Source organism: Bordetella genomosp. 13 (assembly GCF_007679965.1).
In the GTDB taxonomy this organism is placed as follows: domain Bacteria; phylum Pseudomonadota; class Gammaproteobacteria; order Burkholderiales; family Burkholderiaceae_B; genus Bordetella.
This window is the reverse complement of sequence record NZ_VEHL01000011.1, coordinates 54,912-72,238: the sequence shown is the minus strand read 5'-3', so window position 1 is coordinate 72,238 and position 17,327 is coordinate 54,912. Positions and strand designations below refer to the sequence as shown.

The following is a 17,327-nucleotide window of genomic DNA, read 5'->3' as shown; positions in this document are numbered from 1 at the left end:
GGCGGACGCGTGAATCAGACGCTCGCGGTCTGGCTGCTGATCGCGCTGGCCCTGGTCAGCGCCAACCTGCCTTTCCTGACCGAGCGCGTCTTTGCCGTGCTGCCCTGGAAACAGGGTGGCGTGGCGGCCGCCAAGCCTTTCTGGCTGCGGCTGGTCGAAGTGTTCGTGTTCTATCTGATCGTCGGCGCGCTGGGCTTCGCCTTCGAAAGCGCGCTGGGCAATCGGTTCGGACAGACTTGGGAGTTCTACGCCATCACCCTGTGCCTGTACCTGGTGCTTGGGTATCCGGGATTCGTGTACCGCTACCTGTTCCGCCGGCCGCGCGAGGCGGTCTAGCAGATTCGAGCATCAGGCGCCTGGCTTGGCGCGCTTCCTGAACGGAATGTCAATCGGCCGCTGGTGATCCAGCGGCCGATTGTCTTTTCATGGCGTGCGCAAGCGCCGGGCGGCGTCACGCCCGGACTGCAAAAACGCGTGGCTCGCGATCGCATCGGTGCGGTCGTTTGCACGCCCATTTTTTGTATGCAAAAATATACTTAAGTACACAACGGCGCTCAAGCCGCACGGAGACAAGGTTCCATGCCCATCCTGCATGCGAATTCGCAGGCGTTCGCCGCCTACAACGAGATCAAGCGCCGCATCCTGGGCGGGGATTTCGCCCCGGGCGCCCGCCTGCGGGAGACCGAGGTGGCGGAACTGCTGACACTGGGGCGCACGCCGGTGCGCGAGGCCCTGAAGCGCATCCAGGACGAAGGCCTGCTGCGGCAGGAACCCGGCCGCGGACTGGTCGTGGCCGAGATGGACCAGCAGGAGGTGGGCGAGCTGTACGCCATGCGCGAATCACTGGAGTCCACCGCGGCCTCGCTGGCCGCGCAACACGCCAGCGAGGCCGAGATCCTCAACATGGAAGCCATCCTGATGGAGGGCGACAACGACCCCGTCGCGCAGAACCTGCGCTTTCACGAGGCCATCTACAGCGCGGCGCACAACCGCTACCTGATGCGCCTGCTGCGTACCCTGACCGACACCACGTACCTGCTCGGGCGCAGCACGCTGGCGTCGCCGGTGCGCGCCGAAGCGGCGTTGCGCGAGCATTCCGCCATCGTGGCGGCGATCCGTGCCCGGGACCCGGAAGCGGCCGCGGCCGCAGCGCGGCATCACATCCACCAGGCCCTGATGGAGCGGCTGAAGATGTTGCGGCAGGGCTGACCGGGCAGCGCTGCGGACGCCGTGCTCCGAACGCGTGGCGGTTCATGTGCGGTCATCGCCGAAAGCGGATTGCAAAAAAGCTCCGTGAAGAGGCGGACGGCAGGGGAACGGCGGACAGCGACTGCAGGCAAACGAAATAAGGCGGACGGCAGACAACGGACGGCAAGGACACATCTCCAAAGCCGCCGCGGCCATCGGCAAACAATAGATTTTTCACAGTATCGAGGAGACGACTCATGACTACCCTGAACACGCTGCGCCGGGCCCTGCTGGCCGTCGCGGCCACCGCCGCCGTCGCGCTGCCCACGCTGGGCTGGGCGCAGTACCCGGACAAGCCCATCAAGCTGATCGTGCCCTTCGCCGCGGGCGGCGGCACGGACAGCATCGCGCGCGACATGGCGCGCACCCTCAGCGACCGGCTGAAACAGCCGGTGGTGGTGGAGAACCGCGGCGGCGGCGGAGGCTCCATCGGCGCCGGCATGGTGGCGCACGCCGAACCCGATGGCTACACATTGCTGTTCGCCACGTCCACGTTCGTGACCAACGCGGCCGCCGAGGTGACCACGCAGTACGACGTGGAGAAGTCCTTCGCGCCCATCGCGCTGATCGGCCGCGGCCCGCTGCTGGTGGTCACCACCAAGGACCTGCCCGTGGACAGCGTGGCCGACCTGCGCAAGCTGGCCGCCGGCAAGCCGGGCGAGATCAACTTCTGCTCGGCGGGCGCCGGCAGCATCAACCACCTGTCGGGCGAGCTGTTCAAGCAGAAGGCCAAGGTGGACATGACGCACGTGCCGTACAAGGGCAGCGGCCCGGCCACGGTGGACCTGCTGGCCGGCCGCGTGCAGGTGTTCTTCGCCACGGTGCCGACCATCCTGGGACAGGTGAAGGACAAGCGCGTGAAGTTGCTGGCGGTGACCAGCAAGGAGCGTTCGCGCCTGTTCCCCGACACGCCCACCATGGCCGAGGCGGGCGTGCCCGATTTCGACATCAGCACCTGGTGGGGCGTGCTGGCGCCCGCGGGCACGCCGCAGGCCGTCATCGACACGCTGAACAAGGCAGTGAACGCCGCCGCCAGCGACGAGCTGGTGCGCCGCCGCCTGACCGAGGAAGGCGCGGACCTGTATGCCGGCAAACCCGCCGATTTCGCCCGCACGCTGTCCAGCGAGATGACGCTGTGGCGCGGGGTCGTGAAGCAATCGGGCTTCAGCCTGAACTGACGCAAATCGCAAGGAGACGACACTCATGAATCCCAACACCCATCCCGATCCCGCGCGGCGCCGGCTGCTGCTGGGCGCTGGCGCCGCCGCCGCGAGCGCCGTTCTTTCCGGCCGCGCGCTGGCCGCCGACGCCTATCCGTCGCGCGCCGTGACCGTGACCGTTCCGTATGCGCCGGGCGGGCAGGGCGACGTGTTCGCGCGCATCCTGGGCGAGCGCCTGGGCAGCAAGCTGAAGCAGACCTTCGTGGTCGAGAACCGGCCCGGCGCGTCGGGCACGCTGGGCTCGCGGCTGGTGGTGCGGGCCACGCCGGACGGCTATCACCTGCTGATGGGACAGACGGGCGAGATGGTGGTCAATCCCTTCGTGATGCCCAACCTGGGCTACGACCCGCAGAAAGACTTCATCGCGGTGGCGCTGGTGGGCGATTCGCCGCTGGTGCTGGCGGTGCCGGCGGCGTCGCCGTATGCCGACCTGAAGGCCCTGATCGCCGCGGCGCGCGCCAAGCCGGACGCCATCAGCTATGCCTCGTCGGGCACCGCCACGCCGGGCCACCTGGCCGCCGCGGCCCTGGGCCTGGCGACCAAGACCAGCATGGTGCACGTGCCGTACAAGGGCGCGGGCCAGGCCATGGCCGACCTGCTGGGCTCGCACGTGGACTGCTTCTTCTCCAGCGCCTCGGCCGCCATGCCGCACATCAGCGCGGGCAAGCTGCGCGTGCTGGCGGTGTCCACGCCGCAACGCGTGGCGGCGCTGCGCGACGTGCCCACGGTGGCCGAGAGCGTGGCGCCCGGCTTCTCGTTCAGCCTGTGGGGCGGTTTCTTCGCGCCGGCGAACACGCCGCGGCCGGTGGTGGACCTGCTCAACCGCGAGATCAACGCGATCCTGGCCGATCCGTCGATCCGCCAGCGTTTCGAGGCCGACGGCACGACGGTGCGGCAGAATAGTCCCGCCGAGTTCGCCACATTTGTGCGCACCGAGGCCGACAAGTACCAGCAACTGGTCAAGGCGACCGGCGTGCGCGCCGAAAGCTGATCGTTTCTCCATTCTTTTCATCATCGAGGATGCTTCCATGAAAATCGTAGTTCTGCCGGGTGACGGCATCGGCCCTGAAACCGTGGCCGTGGCGGTCGATGCACTGCAGGCGGTGTCCGGCCGCTTCAACCTGGGCCTGCAGCTGGAGCACGACGTGGCCGGCCACGACAGCCTGAAGCAGCACGGCGCCACCGTGACGCCCGCGTTGCTGGAGAAGGTGAAGGCCGCCGACGGCCTGCTGCTGGGCCCGATGGCCACCTACGACTTCAAGGACGAGGCCCGCGGCGAGATCAACCCGTCGAAGTACTTCCGCAAGAACCTGGACCTGTACGCCAACATCCGACCGGCCCGCACGTATCCTGGCATGCAGGCGCGCCTGGGCGAGTTCGACCTGGTGGTCGTGCGCGAGAACACGGAAGGCTTCTACGCCGACCGCAACATCGAGTCGGGTGGCAGCGAAATGCTGATCACGCCGGACGTGGTGGTGTCGCTGCGCCGTATCACGCGCCTGTGCTGCGAGCGCATCGCGCGTTCGGCCTTCGAGCTGGCCATGACGCGCAAGAAGCACGTGACCATCGTGCACAAGGCCAACGTGCTGAAGATCGGCGACGGCATGTTCATCGACATGTGCCACCAGGTGGGCAAGGAATTCCCGGAGGTGCGCGTGGACGACGTGATCGTCGACGCGATGATGGCCCACGTGGTGCGCGCGCCGGACCGCTACGACGTGATCGTCACCACCAACATGTTCGGCGACATCCTGTCGGACCTGACCGCCGAACTGTCCGGCAGCCTGGGCCTGGGCGGCTCGCTGAACGCCGGCCGCGAGCATGCCATGGGCCAGGCCGCGCACGGCTCCGCACCGGACATCGCGGGCCAGGACATCGCCAACCCGATCTCGCAACTGCTGTCGGCCGCCATGCTGCTGAACTGGTATGGCCAGCGCAAGGGCCTGCGCAACTTCATGGACGCCTCGGCGGCCATGGAGCGCGCCATCGCCTCGAGCATCGCGTCGGGCGAATGCACGCGCGACGTGGGCGGCTCGCTGGGCACCCGCGCCGCGGGCGAGGCGTATCTGCGTCATCTGCAGGCGGCATGAGCATGACGGGCCGCCCCGAGGGCGAATGCCGGAGTGCGGAGCACGGAGGTTTGCCGATGAACACCACAGGCCTCACCGAGGCGGAACTCGCCCTCCTGCCCGCCGGCGCCTGCGATTGCCACGTGCACGTCATCGGGCCGCAGGCGGACTACCCCATGGCGGGCGACCGCCACTACACGCCCGGTCCGGCCAGCCTGCAGGCGCTGCAACGGCACATGGCGGACGTCGGCCTGGCGCGGGCAGTGATCGTGCAGCCCAGCGTGTACGGCACCGACAACCGTTGCATGCTGGACAGCCTGGCGCGCATGCAGGGCGCGGGGCGGGGCATCGCCGTGGTCGACGAGGGGATCGACGACCAGGGCCTGCGGGCCCTGCATGCCGGCTGGGTGCGGGGGCTGAGGCTGAACCTGGAAAGCGCCGGGCAGAGCGATGCCGCGGCGATCCAGCGCAGCCTGGCGGCGTGGGCCGAGCGCCTGGCGCCGCTGGGCTGGCATCTGCAGATCTATGCCTCGCTGGACGCCATCGCGGCCGCGGCGCCCGCGCTGCGCGGCCTGCCCGTGCCGGTGGTGCTGGACCATTTCGCGATGATCCCGTCCGGCTTGTCTTTGGACGACGCTCGGGTGCGCACGGTGTTCGGACTGGTGCGCGAAGGCGCGGCCTACGTGAAGCTGTCGGCCTCGTATCGCATCGAGTCGGCGCAGGACCAGTCCAATGCCACGGCCGCCTTGGCGCGAGCCTATGCGGACTGCAATCCGGACCGCTTGCTGTGGGCCAGCGACTGGCCGCATACCAATCGCGAACCGGGCAAGGGACCGCTGGAGGTCAGCGCGTATCGGGACATCGGTCGCAAGCGCCTGCTGAGTGAAGCGGCGGCCTGGTTCGGCGACGACGCGACGATGCGCCGCGCGCTGGTCGCCAATCCCGCACGCCTGTATGGCTTCGAGGCGGTCGCCGCTTAGCCGCCGATCGGCTCGCCGCCGTTTGCTGAGTGTCCCGACCCGCGTCCGGCAACGGACGGGGGCGGCGCGCTTCACGCTGCCTGTCTTTTCCGGTTCAGGCGACGGAAGCAGGCAGGGTGCTTCACGCCACGGGCATGCGGCAAGCGTCCCGCGGATGGCGCGGTCCTGTAGGACTGGCGGCGGCCAAGCCGCTTCGCATCGGCACGGACGCGGCGAGGTCCGTCATGGCGTACGGAGGACAAGGCCACGCAAGGCAAGACCGTATGCAAGCCGGCGCCTCGCAAGCATGCCATCCGCCCGTGTTAACGTAATCGCACCTCATCACAGGCCGCGCGCAGCCCACTGTCCATGACCAGTACGCCGACCCAGACCAGGCGCTTTCGGGGACGACGCATCGTCCGTATCGGCGCATGGTCCGCGGCGACCTTGCTGGCGTTGGCGCTGCTGGCCGTGCTGGGCGGATGGCTGTTCATGCGCGCCAGCCTGCCGCAGCTGGACGGGCAACTGGCCGCGCCCGGCCTGCATGCCGCTGCCGCCATCGCGCGCGACGCCGACGGCAACGTCACCGTCACCGCCGCCAACCGCATCGACGCGGCCTATGCCACCGGCTTCGCGCATGGACAGGACCGCTATTTCCAGATGGACATGATGCGCCGCCTGGCGGCGGGCGAACTGGCCGCGCTGGTCGGCCCCAGCGTGCTGCCGCTGGACCGGCGCAATCGCCTGCATCGCTTCCGGGCGCGCGCCGAGGCCGCGTACGCCACGTTGAGCGAGGACGAAAAACTTCTGCTTGCGCGGTATGCCGCCGGCGTGAACGACGCGCTGGCCGCCGCGGACGCGCGGCCCGTGGAATACCTGGCGCTGGGCGCCGCGCCGCGGCGCTGGCTGCCCGAGGATTCGCTGCTGGCCATCGATGCGATGTACCTGAACCTGCAGGGCATGCAGATCCTGCGCGTGCTGTCGCGCGGCGCGTTGCGCGAGATGGTTCCGCCGGACCTGCTGGCCTTCATGACGCCGCGCGCCAGCCACTGGGACGCCACGCTGGATGGCATCGCGCCGGGCGAGGTGTCCGCCGTGCCGGCCACGCGTCCCGATTGGCTGGACCCCGCGCCGCAGGATGCGCCGGGCGTGCCGCGCGCGCAGGGAGAGGCGCGGACGATAACCGCTTCACAAGGCGCGATGCCGCCATCCGCGCACGCCATGCCGCCTGCGCAATACGCGCGACTGCCGCAAGCCATGCACGTGGAGCGATCCGCCCGCGACACACTGGCCGCCAGCCTGCTGGCCGGCGTCGGCCTGGATCCCGGCAGTCCCGCGGGATGGCGCCAGGACGGTCCCGCGGCGGCGGTGGGCAGCAGCGGCTTTGCCGTCGATGGCGCGCACGGCGCCGGCGGCCTGGCCCGCGTGGGCAACGACATGCACCTGGGCCTGTCGCTGCCGAACACCTGGTATCGGCTGACCCTGGAATTTCCGGATCCGGACGCGCCGGGCCGCACGCGCCGCGTGTCGGGCGTCAGTCTGCCGGGCACGCCGGCGGTGGTGGCGGGCAGCAACGGCGACGTGGCCTGGGGCTTCACCAACAGCTACGGCCAGTTCCTGGACCTGGTCGCGGTGGAGCGCGATCCCAGCCAGCCGCGGCGCTACCTGGGCCCGGCGAGCGAATGGGAGACGGCCCGCGAATACATCGAAACCATCGCGGTGAAGGGGCAGCCCAGCGTCACGCAGACGGTCTACGAGACGCGCTGGGGGCCTATCCTGGAGGCCGACGGGCGCGCCTACGCGGTGCGCTGGGTGGCGTACCTGGCGGGCTCTACCGACCTGGGGCTGATGGGCCTGGAAGGGGCCCGCGACGTGCCGCAGGCGCTGCGGCTCGCGCAGGGCTCGGGCGTGCCCACGCAGAATATCCTGGTGGCTGGCCGCGACGGCCGCATCGGCTGGTCGCTGGCCGGGCCCTTGCCGCTGGCGGTGCTCGACCCGGATGCGTTTCCAGTGGCGGCCAGCCAGGTGGATGCACCGGCGGGCCGCCTGGCGCCCCAGGCCTATCCGATGATCGTCGACCCGCCCGGCGGACGGCTATGGTCGGGCAACAGCATGCAGCTGGGCGATCCGGCACGGCAACGCCTGATCGGCGACGGCGGTGCCGACGTGGGCGCGCGCGCCACGCAGATCCGCGACGGCCTGCTGGCGCTGCCCGAGGCGGACAACGCCGCGCTGCTGGCCGTGCAGCTGGACGACCGGGCGCGCTGGGTCGACTCGTGGCGCAAGCTGGCGCTGGAAACGCTGGACGACGCGGCCGTGCGGGATCATCCCCAGCGCGCCGCGTACCGGCGCCTGGTGGCCGGCTGGAACGGCCGGGCCGACGCCGACGCGGTGGGCTACACCTTGCTGCGCGACCTGCACGACGCCTTCTACGACGCGTGGTTCGGCCGCCTGGACGAGCGGCTCGCCGTGGCCGCGCCCAGCCTGTCGCCCGCGCCCACGGTAGGACGCGCCGCATCGCGCCTGGAGGCGGTGATGGAACGGTTGGCACGCGAACAGGCCTGGATCCCGGCCGGGCATGCGGACTGGCGGGCATTCGTGCTGGACCGCGTCGATGTTGCGATCGCGGCCCGCACCGCCGGCGGCGCGCGCCTTGAAGACGCCCGGTGGGGCGAGCGCAATCGCCTGGCCGTGGGCCATCCCTTCGCGCGCCTGCTGCCCGCGCCGCTGCGCGGCTGGCTGTCGGCGCCGGCGGACGCCATGCCGGGCGACGTCGACAATCTGCCGCGCATCCAGCATCCGTCGTTCGGCGCGTCTGAACGCTTCGTGGTGGCGCCGGGCCACGAGGCCGACGGCCTGTTGCACATGCCGGGCGGCGCCTCCGGCCACCCCTTGTCGCCGTTCTTCCTGGCGGGCCATCGTGCCTGGGTGGAGGGGCGCGCGACGCCTTTCCTGCCGGGACCGCCTGCGCATCGGCTGACCTTGCAGCCGGCGCCGGCGCAAGCGGGCAGCCGCTGAGCGCGCCTGCCCGATCAGGCCTCGAACCAGTTCAGCACGCCGTCCAGTCCCGATACGTTCAGCGCATAGGGCGCCTGGCGGCGCACGATGGGCTTGGCGTGATAGGCCACGGCGTAGCCGGCCAGTGCCAGCATCTTCAGGTCGTTGGCGCCGTCGCCCAGGGCGATGATCTGCTCCCGCGCGGCGCCATGCTGCGCGGCAAAGGCGCGCAGGTAGGCAGCCTTGGCCTCGGCGTCCAGGATGTCGCCCAGCACTCGGCCGGTCAGCCGGCCGTCGTCGCCGATCTCCAGCGTGTTCGCATGGGCGCTGTCCAGTTGCAGGCGTTCCTGCAACCGGCCCGTGAAGAAGGTGAAGCCGCCCGACACCAGCAGCGTCCTGATGCCGGCATCGCGCGCGGACGCCAGCAGCCGTTCGGCGCCGGGGTTCAGGCGCAGCTTGTCCTGGTAGACGCGTTCCAGCGCTTCGGCGGACACGCCTTCCAGCAGCGCCACGCGGCGGCGCAGGCTTTCGGAGAAGTCCTTGATCTCGCCGCGCATGGCGGCCTCGGTGATCTGCGCGACCTGTTCGCCGCGTCCGGCCCAGGCGGCGATCTCGTCGATGCACTCGATGTTGATCAGCGTCGAGTCCATGTCCATGGCCAGCACGCGGCAATCCGACAGGCGCCGGCCGGCCGGCACGAAGGCCGCGTCAACGCCATGCGATTCGCTCCAGTCGCGGACCTCGTCGCGGGTCTGGGCATCGTCCTGCACGTCCAGCAGCCGCGCCGCCGTGGTGGAAATGCGCGCCACGCCTTGCGCTTGGGCCAGGGCCGCCAGTTGCTCGGCGTGCTCGACGGCGAGGGCGGGGGATTGGATGACGAGGTGGGTCTGGCTCATTTTGCTTTTGAACGGGAAGTTCGTTTTCAGGAAAAGGTGGATATCTGAGTGCCGAGGTGAAGGCGTCTGGATGTGGAGGCGATGTCGCTCGAAGGCGTCCCGCAGGGGAGCCGGAAGGCCGTGCCGGCCAATTGGAGGAGGGGAAGTCCCCGAAGGGGACCGAGGGCGCCTGGTGGCGCGCCCGAGCCCGACGACTTGGCCGGCGCGACCCGTCGCACCACGCAGAGGCGCCAGAAGAACTCAAACCCCGCCGCCCGCAAGATTAACAAACCCGCAGACTACGCCCCCAACCCTACCGCAGCGCCCGCAATATCCCCCGTATGGCATCGACCCGCTCCTTCACTTGCGGCGCCTTGATCTCCGCCCGCAGGCGATCCTGCCCCGAGAACCGGATGTGCCGCTGCTTCTGCACCAGTTCCACCATGCGCACCGGTTCGATGGTCGTCTTCGGCCCGAACTGCAGCAGGGCCTGCGACTCGCTGACGTCGATCTTCACGATGCCCAGCGGCTGCGCGGCCAGGCGCAGGCGGTGCGTGGCCAGCAGGGTCTGCGCGGCGTCCGGCAGCTTGCCGAAGCGGTCGATCAGTTCTTCCTGGATGTGGATCAGGTCGTCCTCGTCCTGCGCGTGCGACAGGCGCTTGTAGATGGCCAGGCGGCCATGCACGTCCGCGCAATAGTCGCTGGGCAGCAGGGCGGGCGCGTGCAGGTTCACCTCGCAGGCCAGGTTGAAGGGCGCGTCCAGGTCCGGCTCTTCGCCGACCTTCAGCGCGCGCACGGCCTCGTTGAGCATCTCGTTGTACATCGAGAAGCCGACTTCCTGGATGTTGCCCGACTGCGAATCGCCCAGGATCTCGCCCGTGCCGCGGATCTCCAGGTCGTGCATCGCCAGGTAGAAGCCCGAGCCCAGCTCTTCCATCGCCTGGATGGCCTCGAGCCGCTTCTTGGCGTTGGTGGTGATGGCGTCCTCGCCCGGCGTCAGCAGATACGCATAGGCCTGGTGATGCGAGCGGCCCACGCGCCCGCGCAGCTGGTGCAGCTGCGCCAGGCCGAAGCGGTCGGCGCGGTGGATCACGATGGTGTTGGCCGACGGCACGTCGATGCCGGTCTCGATGATGGTCGTGCACAGCAGCACGTTGTAGCGCTGCTGGTAGAACCCCTTCATCACCTGTTCCAGCTCGCGCTCGGGCATCTGGCCGTGCGCCACGCCCACGCGCGCCTCGGGCACCAGCTCTTCCAGGCGGGCACGGCGGTTGTGGATGGTCTCGACCTCGTTGTGCAGGAAGTACGCCTGGCCGCCGCGCTTGAGCTCGCGCAGCAATGCCTCGCGGATGGTGCTGCCGTCCTCGCGCCGCACGAAGGTCTTGATGGCCAGGCGCTTCTGCGGCGCGGTGGCGATGACCGAGAAATCGCGGATGCCTTCCAGCGACATGCCCAGCGTGCGCGGGATGGGCGTGGCGGTCAGCGTCAGCACGTCGACCTCGGCGCGCAGCGACTTCAGCGCTTCTTTCTGGCGTACGCCGAAGCGGTGCTCCTCGTCGATGATGACCAGGCCCAGGCGCTTGAAATTCACGTCTTTCGACAGGATCTTGTGCGTGCCGATGACGATGTCGACGCGGCCGTCGTTGATGCCCTCGATGGCCGCGGAGACTTCCTTGGCGGACCGGAAGCGCGACAGCTCGACCACGCGCACCGGCCAGTCGGCGAAGCGGTCGGCGAAGGTCTGCGCGTGCTGCTCGGCCAGCAGCGTGGTGGGACACAGCAGGGCGACCTGCTTGCCGTTGGCGATGGCCAGGAAGGCGGCGCGCAGCGCCACCTCGGTCTTGCCGAAGCCCACGTCGCCGCAGACCAGGCGGTCCATCGGCCGGCCCGACGTCATGTCCAGGATGACGGCCTGGATGGCCGCGGACTGGTCCGGGGTTTCCTCGAAGCCGAAGCCCTCGGCGAAGGCCTCGTAGTCGCCCAGCGGCAGCTTGAACGAGAAACCCTCGCGCGCGGCGCGCTGCGCGTACAGCGCCAGCAGTTCGGCGGCGGTGTCCCGCACCTGCCTGGCGGCCTTGCGGCGCGCCTTGTCCCACTGGCCCGAGCCCAGCTGGTGCAGCGGCGCGGCTTCCGGGTCGGCGCCGCTGTAGCGGGCGATCACGTGCAGCTGCGACACCGGCACGTACAGCGTGCTGCCGTTGGCGTACTCGAGATGCAGGAACTCCATCTCGCCTTCGCCCATGTCCATGTTCACCAGGCCGTGATAGCGCCCGATGCCGTGCTGGGCATGCACGACGGGATCGCCCGCGCGCAGCTCGGCCAGGTCGCGCACCATGGCCTCGACGTTGCTGGTGCGCTCCTGCGCGCGGCGGCCGCGGCGCGAGGCGGTGTGGCCTGGATAGAGATCGTTTTCCGTCAGGAAGACCAGGCCGGCGCCGGGATGCCCCGCGTCGGGATGCCCCGCGCGGGGCTGCCCCGCGCCGGGCTGCCCCGCGCCGGGTATGACGAACCCGGCCGACAGCGGCGCCACCGCCAGGCCGAAGTGCGCGTCCGCGTCCAGGAACGCCTGCACCGAGTCGGCCTGCAGGTCGGGCGCCAGGCCGTGCTCGGCCAGCATCTGCGCCAGCGTCTCGCGGCGGCCGGCCGAGTCGGCGCACAGCAGCACGCGCATGTCCGGACGCGCCAGCAGGGCGCGCAGCCGCATCACCGGGTCGTCGGCGCGGCGCGAGATGCTGACGTCGGGCGCGGCGGCGAAGTCGGGGTGGTTGCGTTCGCCGCCCAGCGCCAGCCGCGGGAAGTCGCGGAAGTGCCCGTACAGGCCCTCGCCGTCGAGGAACAGCGCATCCGGCGGCAGCACGGGCCGCTCGCGGTCGCTCTTCAGGAAGTTGTAGCGGCTGGCCGTGTCCTGGCCGAAGCGCGTGATGGCGTCGTCGATGTCGCCCAGCGTGACCGTGATGGTGCCGGGCGCCAGGTAGTCGAACAGCGTGGCGGTCTGGTCGAAGAACAGCGGCAGGTAGTACTCGACACCGGCGAACGCGATGCCGTTGCCCATGTCGCGGTAAGGCACCGCGCGCGAGGGATCGCCCTCGAACACTTCGCGAAAGCGCGCGCGGAAGCGGTTGCGCGCATCTTCGTCCATCGGGAATTCGCGGCCCGGCAGCAGTTGCACGTCGCGCACCGGGTACAGGCTGCGCTGGGTGTCCACGTCGAAACTGCGGATGGATTCGATCTCGTTGTCGAACAGGTCCAGCCGGTAGGGCAGCACCGAGCCCATCGGGAACAGGTCGATCAGGCCGCCGCGCAGGCAGAACTCGCCGGGCGCGGTGACCTGGGTGACGTGCGTGTAGTTCGCCAGGGTTAGCTGGGCGCGCAGCGCGGCTTCGTCCAGCGTGTCCTTCTGGCGGAACGAGAAGGTGTAGGCCGCCAGGAACGCCGGCGGCGCCACGCGGTACAGCGCCGTGGTGACCGGCACCGTTAGCACGTCGACCTCGCGCTGCATCAGTGCGTGCAGCGTGTGCAGGCGTTGCGAGATCAGGTCCTGGTGCGGCGAGAACGCGTCGTAAGGCAGGGTTTCCCAGTCGGGCAGCTGCCGCACGCGCAGTTGCGGGGCGTACAGCGGGATCTCTTCGGCCAGGCGCTGGGCTTCCAGCGGGTCCGCGGTGAACACCACCAGCGGCCGGCCTGCCTGGCGGGCCAGATCGGCCAACAGCCAGCCGTCGGCCGAGCCGGGCGGGCGCGGCTGCGCATAGCGGGCGCCGGGTTTGAGGGCAGCAAGCGTGGCGGCGGTGGCGGGCAAGCCCTGGGACGCCGCGGGGGTAGGTAAGGAATCGGACATCAGGTGGAAGATTATAAAATCCCGGGACCATGTCCGACACACTTATCGCCATCGTGCCCGCCGCCGGGGTGGGCGCTCGCGCCAGCCTGCCCGGCGGCCAGGCCCTGCCCAAGCAATATCGGCTGCTGGACGGCCAGCCCATGCTGCGGCGCGCCGTGCGGGCGCTGCTGGCGGATCCGCGCATCGCCCAGGTCCGCGTGGCCGTGTCGGCGGACGACGGCTGGGTCGACGAGGCCCTGCATGGCCTGCCGCGCACGGTATGGCGTGCCTGCGGCGGCCCCACGCGCGCCGACACCGTGGCGGCCGCGCTGGCCGACAGCGGCGCGGACGAACAGGATTGGGTGCTGGTGCACGACGCCGCACGGCCGGGCCTGACGCCGGCTGCCCTGGCGCGCCTGATCGACGCCTGCCTGGCCGACCCGGTGGGCGGCCTGCTGGCCTTGCCGGTGGCCGACACCGTGAAGATGGGCGGGCCGGCCGGCCTGCCCGTGGCTCAGGCCGGCAGCGGGTTGGCGCCGCCGGTGGCCGATCCCGTGAAGGCGGGCGGCGCCCGTGTCGCCCGCACGGTCGACCGGCAGGGCCTGTGGCTGGCGCAGACGCCGCAGATGTTCCGCGCGGGCCTGCTGGGCCGGTCGCTGGCCGCCGCGGCACGAGACGGCCTGGCGGTGACCGACGAGGCCTCGGCGATCGAGGCCGCCGGCCACGCGCCATGCCTGGTGACGGGCGAGGCGCGCAACTTCAAGGTCACGTGGCCGGACGATTTCGCATTGATGGAACGCTGGCTGTAGTCGCCCGCCGACGCCTGGCGTTCCCGTGCGTGGCGCGGGCCCCCGCATCCAGGGAGGGCCGCGCCTGCGCGTGGCGACGGCGCGTGCCGCCTCGGTCCGCGCGGCCGTGCGCCGTCGCCGTTCTCAGTTCTGCGCGGCGAACCGGCACAGCTGCAGCGCCGCGGCGCTGGCGTGCTCTGAACGCACGGCCAGCGCCACCGGATATCCGAGCGCCTGGCCGTCGGCCGAACGCAGGTCGGCATAGGCCACGCCCTGCATGGCGATGCGGCGCGTGGAAGCCGGAATCAGCGCAATGCCCAGGCCCAGGCGAACCAGCGCCAGGGTGGCCAGCAGGTCGGGCTCCGACTGAAGCGCCTGCATCTGGGCGCCGACCTGCTGCAGGATGGCGCTGACGGCGGCATGGTAGCCCGGGCTGGCGGCATGCGGATAATGCGTGACCAGGCGTTCGCTGGACAGTTCAGGCAGGCGCACCAGTCCGGCGGCCGCCAGGCGATGTCCCACCGGCACTGCCAGGCAGAAGCGCTCCTGGCCCAGGGACTGGGTCCTCAGGTTGGGGTAACTGGCGCCGCCCGGAACGCAGACCCCCAGGTCGATGCTGCCGGCTTCCAGTGCGGAAATGATTTCTTGCGTGGATCCCGTGCTCAACGACAGGCGGATGCCCGGCTCGGCCGCGTGAAAGCGTTCGAGCAACGCCGGCAGCAACGTCAGCATGGCGCTGTCGATGCTCTTGACGCGCAGCACCTCGCGCGAACCCTGCGCGGCCCCGCGCGCCACGTCCACCGATATGTCGGCCTGGCGCAGCAGATAGCGCGCCTCGCGCAGGAACACCACACCGGCCGGCGTCAGCGAGACCGAAGCACGCGTGCGGTGCAGCAACGGCGCGCCGACGACCGCTTCCAGGCGCCGGATGGCCGCGCTCAGCGGCGGCTGGGTCATGCACAGCCGTAGCGCCGCCCGCCGGAAATTCAGTTCCTCGGCGACGACGATGAACTGCCGCAGCTGTCTCAGTTCCATCGTCGCGATATCCCCATCGATGTGCGCGCACGGACCCGGTCGCGGCGGCCGCGGCTTCCTATTTGAGCGTGATGCCGGTGCGCCCGACCACGTCGCGCCAATAGACCTGGTCGCGGGCGATCATCGCATTGAACTGCGCGGGTGTGAAGTCGCGCGATTCGATGGCCCGCCTGGCCAGCTGTTCCTGGAACGCCGCGCTGCGCGCCACGTTGGCCCAGGCGTCCTGCAGCCGCTGCCGCACCGGGTCGCTCAGGCCCGCCGGCGCGAAGATGCCCAGCCAGCTCTCGGGCTCCAGGCCGCCGATCCCCTGTTCCGAGAACGTCGGCACCTGCGGCAGGGCGGTCAGCCGCTTCTTGCCCGTGGACGCCAGCGCGAGGATGCGTCCGGTATGGATCAGGTCCTCGGAGCCCGCCACCGTCTGCAGGGAGAAGTCGACCTCGCCGCCCAGCAGCGCAAGGATGGCCGGATTCTGGCCCTGGTAAGGAATGTGTACTACGTCCAGCTTCTGCACGATGGCCAGCTGCTCGGCCATGACGTGCGACGGCGCGCCCACCCCGCCCGAGGCATAGGTGTACTTGCCTGGATTGGCGCGGATCAGGTCGATCAGTTCGGCGGTGGTGCCCGCGCGGGTCTTCTGCGGATTGACCATCAGCACGAAGGCCTGGTCGCCCAGATAGCCGATGGTGGTGAAGCTCTTCAGGGGATCGTAGTCCACCTCGGGCCGCAGCACCTTGTTGATCACCATGCCGAACGAGCCCAGGCCGAGCGTGTAGCCGTCGGGCCGGGCCTTGGCCAGACGGGCGGCGCCGATGGTGCCGCCCGCCCCGGCATAGTTCTTCACGACCACGGCCTGGCCCAGTTCCTTGCCCAGCCCGTCCGCGGCCAGGCGCGCCGCCACGTCCAGCAGGCCGCCGGGCGCATAAGGCACGATCACCTCGATCGGGTGGTCCGGATACTGTTGCGCACAGGCAGCGCCGGCCGCCCCCATCATGCCCAGGACGGCCAGCAACCGGCTGGCGACCCGACGAAAAGCCTGCTTCATGCGGTATTCCCCTTGTAGGTACAGGTATCGTGCAGCTGCCTCAGGCGCGCGCCACGGCGCGGGCGCCGGCGCGCAGCGACGTGACATACGCGTTGGGCAGTTCCAGCCCGGCATTGCGGTGCCTCAGCCATAGCGCGTGGTCCTTGCCGGTGTGCATGATCTGTTCCGGCGGCAGGCCTGGCCAGTCGGGCGCGCGCAGCCACATGCGCAGCAGGTGGCGCCGCTGTCCGATCTCCGGGCTGTCCTCGTAATGTGTGCGGCCGTGCAGGATGACGCGGTTGTTCAGGAACTGGATGTCGCCGTCCTGGAACTGCATATCGAGGTAGTACTCGGGCGATTCGGCCATGATCTCCACCGCCTTGATCGCGTCCAGGTCGGCGTCGCCCAGTCGTGAATGCCCGGCCGCGGCCGCGTTGCGGATGTAGCTGCCCAGGAAATAGCAGGCCACCTGCTGTGGCCAGCCGTCCAGCCGCGCAAATACAGGGATGGGCGACAGGCTGACGCGCCGGCCGTCGCCCAGTTGCGCGTCCTTCTCGCCGCGCATGAAGCGGTAGCCCGCGTACAGGCGCGCGAGCATGTCCGGCCGGCAGCGCGCCAGCGCGTCGTGGATGGCCAACGCGCTGGAAATGCGGCTGGCGCCGCCGGAACGCGCCGTGCGCAGGCACATCAGGCCGATGATGTCGCACGAATCGGTGTGCATGCTCATCTCGCCGCCGTTCTGGTAGGCGCGCGCCACGTCGCCGTAGCCCGTCAGGTTCAGCACGTGGCCCAGCAATTCGCCGCGATGCGATTGGGACATGGGCACGCCCAGGTAGATCGACAGGCCGAAGTAGATCTGCGCCATCTGGTCGGCGTCGTACTGTTCGCGCGGCAGGCCGCGCAGCATGGCGAAGCCCTTGCCGGCGTGCAACTGTCGCGCCACCACGCGCAGCTTGTCCGCCACGCGCACCAGGGGAAAATCGTCGCGCGCCAGCGGCAGGGTTCCGGGAGGACGCTGCGCGCCCAGGGCATCCAGGGCCTGGCGGATCTCCAGCAGATCATCCGCGTCGAGCTGCACCAGGCATTCGCGCACCCAGTCCACGTCGGGCCCGCGCCACGCCGCGGGCGCCTGGGTCGGGGTCAAGTCGGGCGTGCCAGGCATGCCGCGCTCCTATTGGTTGAGGTCGAGCCAGTTTGCGCGGCGGGTACTGATATGTCTAATCCTATTCAGGCGCATCGCTGATACGTCCGACGCGCATCATCGCTGCGCATGGCGCCTTGCGCTGCCCTCAGGATCGCGT

At 70.1% G+C, this 17,327-nt stretch carries 13 protein-coding genes; 8 read left to right on the top strand and 5 right to left on the bottom strand.

The window, feature by feature from the left end; all coding sequences use genetic code 11:
• Positions 1–9: 9 nt before the first annotated feature.
• The 7 genes from FS845_RS23245 to FS845_RS23215 all read left to right on the top strand — a co-directional run bounded on the left by FS845_RS23245 (position 10) and on the right by FS845_RS23215 (position 8,514).
• On the top strand, positions 10–336 hold the full coding sequence (locus FS845_RS23245) for a DUF2818 family protein (RefSeq protein WP_144639870.1): 327 nt from the start codon (positions 10–12) through the stop codon (positions 334–336).
• Between the two features lie 243 nt (positions 337–579).
• Complete coding sequence (locus FS845_RS23240; protein ID WP_144639867.1) at positions 580–1,209, top strand: GntR family transcriptional regulator; 630 nt, start codon at positions 580–582, stop codon at positions 1,207–1,209.
• A 236-nt stretch (positions 1,210–1,445) separates the two neighbouring features.
• Complete coding sequence (locus FS845_RS23235) at positions 1,446–2,426, top strand: tripartite tricarboxylate transporter substrate binding protein (RefSeq protein WP_144639864.1); 981 nt, start codon at positions 1,446–1,448, stop codon at positions 2,424–2,426.
• A 25-nt stretch (positions 2,427–2,451) separates the two neighbouring features.
• Complete coding sequence (locus tag FS845_RS23230; protein WP_144639861.1) at positions 2,452–3,459, top strand: Bug family tripartite tricarboxylate transporter substrate binding protein; 1,008 nt, start codon at positions 2,452–2,454, stop codon at positions 3,457–3,459.
• Between the two features lie 37 nt (positions 3,460–3,496).
• On the top strand, positions 3,497–4,558 hold the full coding sequence (locus tag FS845_RS23225) for an isocitrate/isopropylmalate dehydrogenase family protein (protein ID WP_144639858.1): 1,062 nt from the start codon (positions 3,497–3,499) through the stop codon (positions 4,556–4,558).
• 56 nt (positions 4,559–4,614) lie between these two features.
• Positions 4,615–5,517 carry an amidohydrolase family protein gene (locus tag FS845_RS23220; protein WP_260986418.1) on the top strand — a complete coding sequence of 301 codons (903 nt, stop codon included), beginning with the start codon at positions 4,615–4,617 and terminating at the stop codon, positions 5,515–5,517.
• A gap of 348 nt (positions 5,518–5,865) precedes the next feature.
• Positions 5,866–8,514 carry a penicillin acylase family protein gene (locus tag FS845_RS23215; protein WP_144639855.1) on the top strand — a complete coding sequence of 883 codons (2,649 nt, stop codon included), beginning with the start codon at positions 5,866–5,868 and terminating at the stop codon, positions 8,512–8,514.
• 14 nt (positions 8,515–8,528) lie between these two features.
• Here FS845_RS23215 and serB read toward each other — a convergent pair whose 3' ends face one another.
• Both serB and mfd read right to left on the bottom strand, forming a co-directional pair.
• Positions 8,529–9,389 carry a phosphoserine phosphatase SerB gene (gene serB, locus FS845_RS23210; protein WP_144639852.1) on the bottom strand — a complete coding sequence of 287 codons (861 nt, stop codon included), beginning with the start codon at positions 9,387–9,389 and terminating at the stop codon, positions 8,529–8,531.
• Positions 9,390–9,681: 292 nt separating this feature from the next.
• Positions 9,682–13,203, bottom strand: a complete 3,522-nt coding sequence (gene mfd, locus FS845_RS23205; RefSeq protein WP_144639848.1) for a transcription-repair coupling factor — start codon at positions 13,201–13,203, stop codon at positions 9,682–9,684.
• Positions 13,204–13,232: 29 nt separating this feature from the next.
• On the opposite strand from mfd, the gene FS845_RS23200 reads away from it, so the two are divergent.
• Entirely contained in the window at positions 13,233–13,991 is a 759-nt protein-coding gene (locus FS845_RS23200) for a 2-C-methyl-D-erythritol 4-phosphate cytidylyltransferase (RefSeq protein ID WP_144639845.1), read from the top strand.
• Positions 13,992–14,114: 123 nt separating this feature from the next.
• Here FS845_RS23200 and FS845_RS23195 read toward each other — a convergent pair whose 3' ends face one another.
• Genes FS845_RS23195 through FS845_RS23185 form a run of 3 tightly spaced genes read right to left on the bottom strand, consistent with a single transcriptional unit; the run spans position 14,115 to position 17,188 of the window.
• Positions 14,115–15,005 carry a LysR family transcriptional regulator gene (locus FS845_RS23195; protein ID WP_144639842.1) on the bottom strand — a complete coding sequence of 297 codons (891 nt, stop codon included), beginning with the start codon at positions 15,003–15,005 and terminating at the stop codon, positions 14,115–14,117.
• 58 nt (positions 15,006–15,063) lie between these two features.
• Complete coding sequence (locus tag FS845_RS23190) at positions 15,064–16,047, bottom strand: Bug family tripartite tricarboxylate transporter substrate binding protein (protein WP_186332390.1); 984 nt, start codon at positions 16,045–16,047, stop codon at positions 15,064–15,066.
• A gap of 40 nt (positions 16,048–16,087) precedes the next feature.
• Positions 16,088–17,188 (bottom strand): TauD/TfdA family dioxygenase, encoded by a 1,101-nt coding sequence (locus tag FS845_RS23185; protein ID WP_144639838.1) that lies wholly within the window; start codon positions 17,186–17,188, stop codon positions 16,088–16,090.
• Positions 17,189–17,327: the final 139 nt, after the last annotated feature.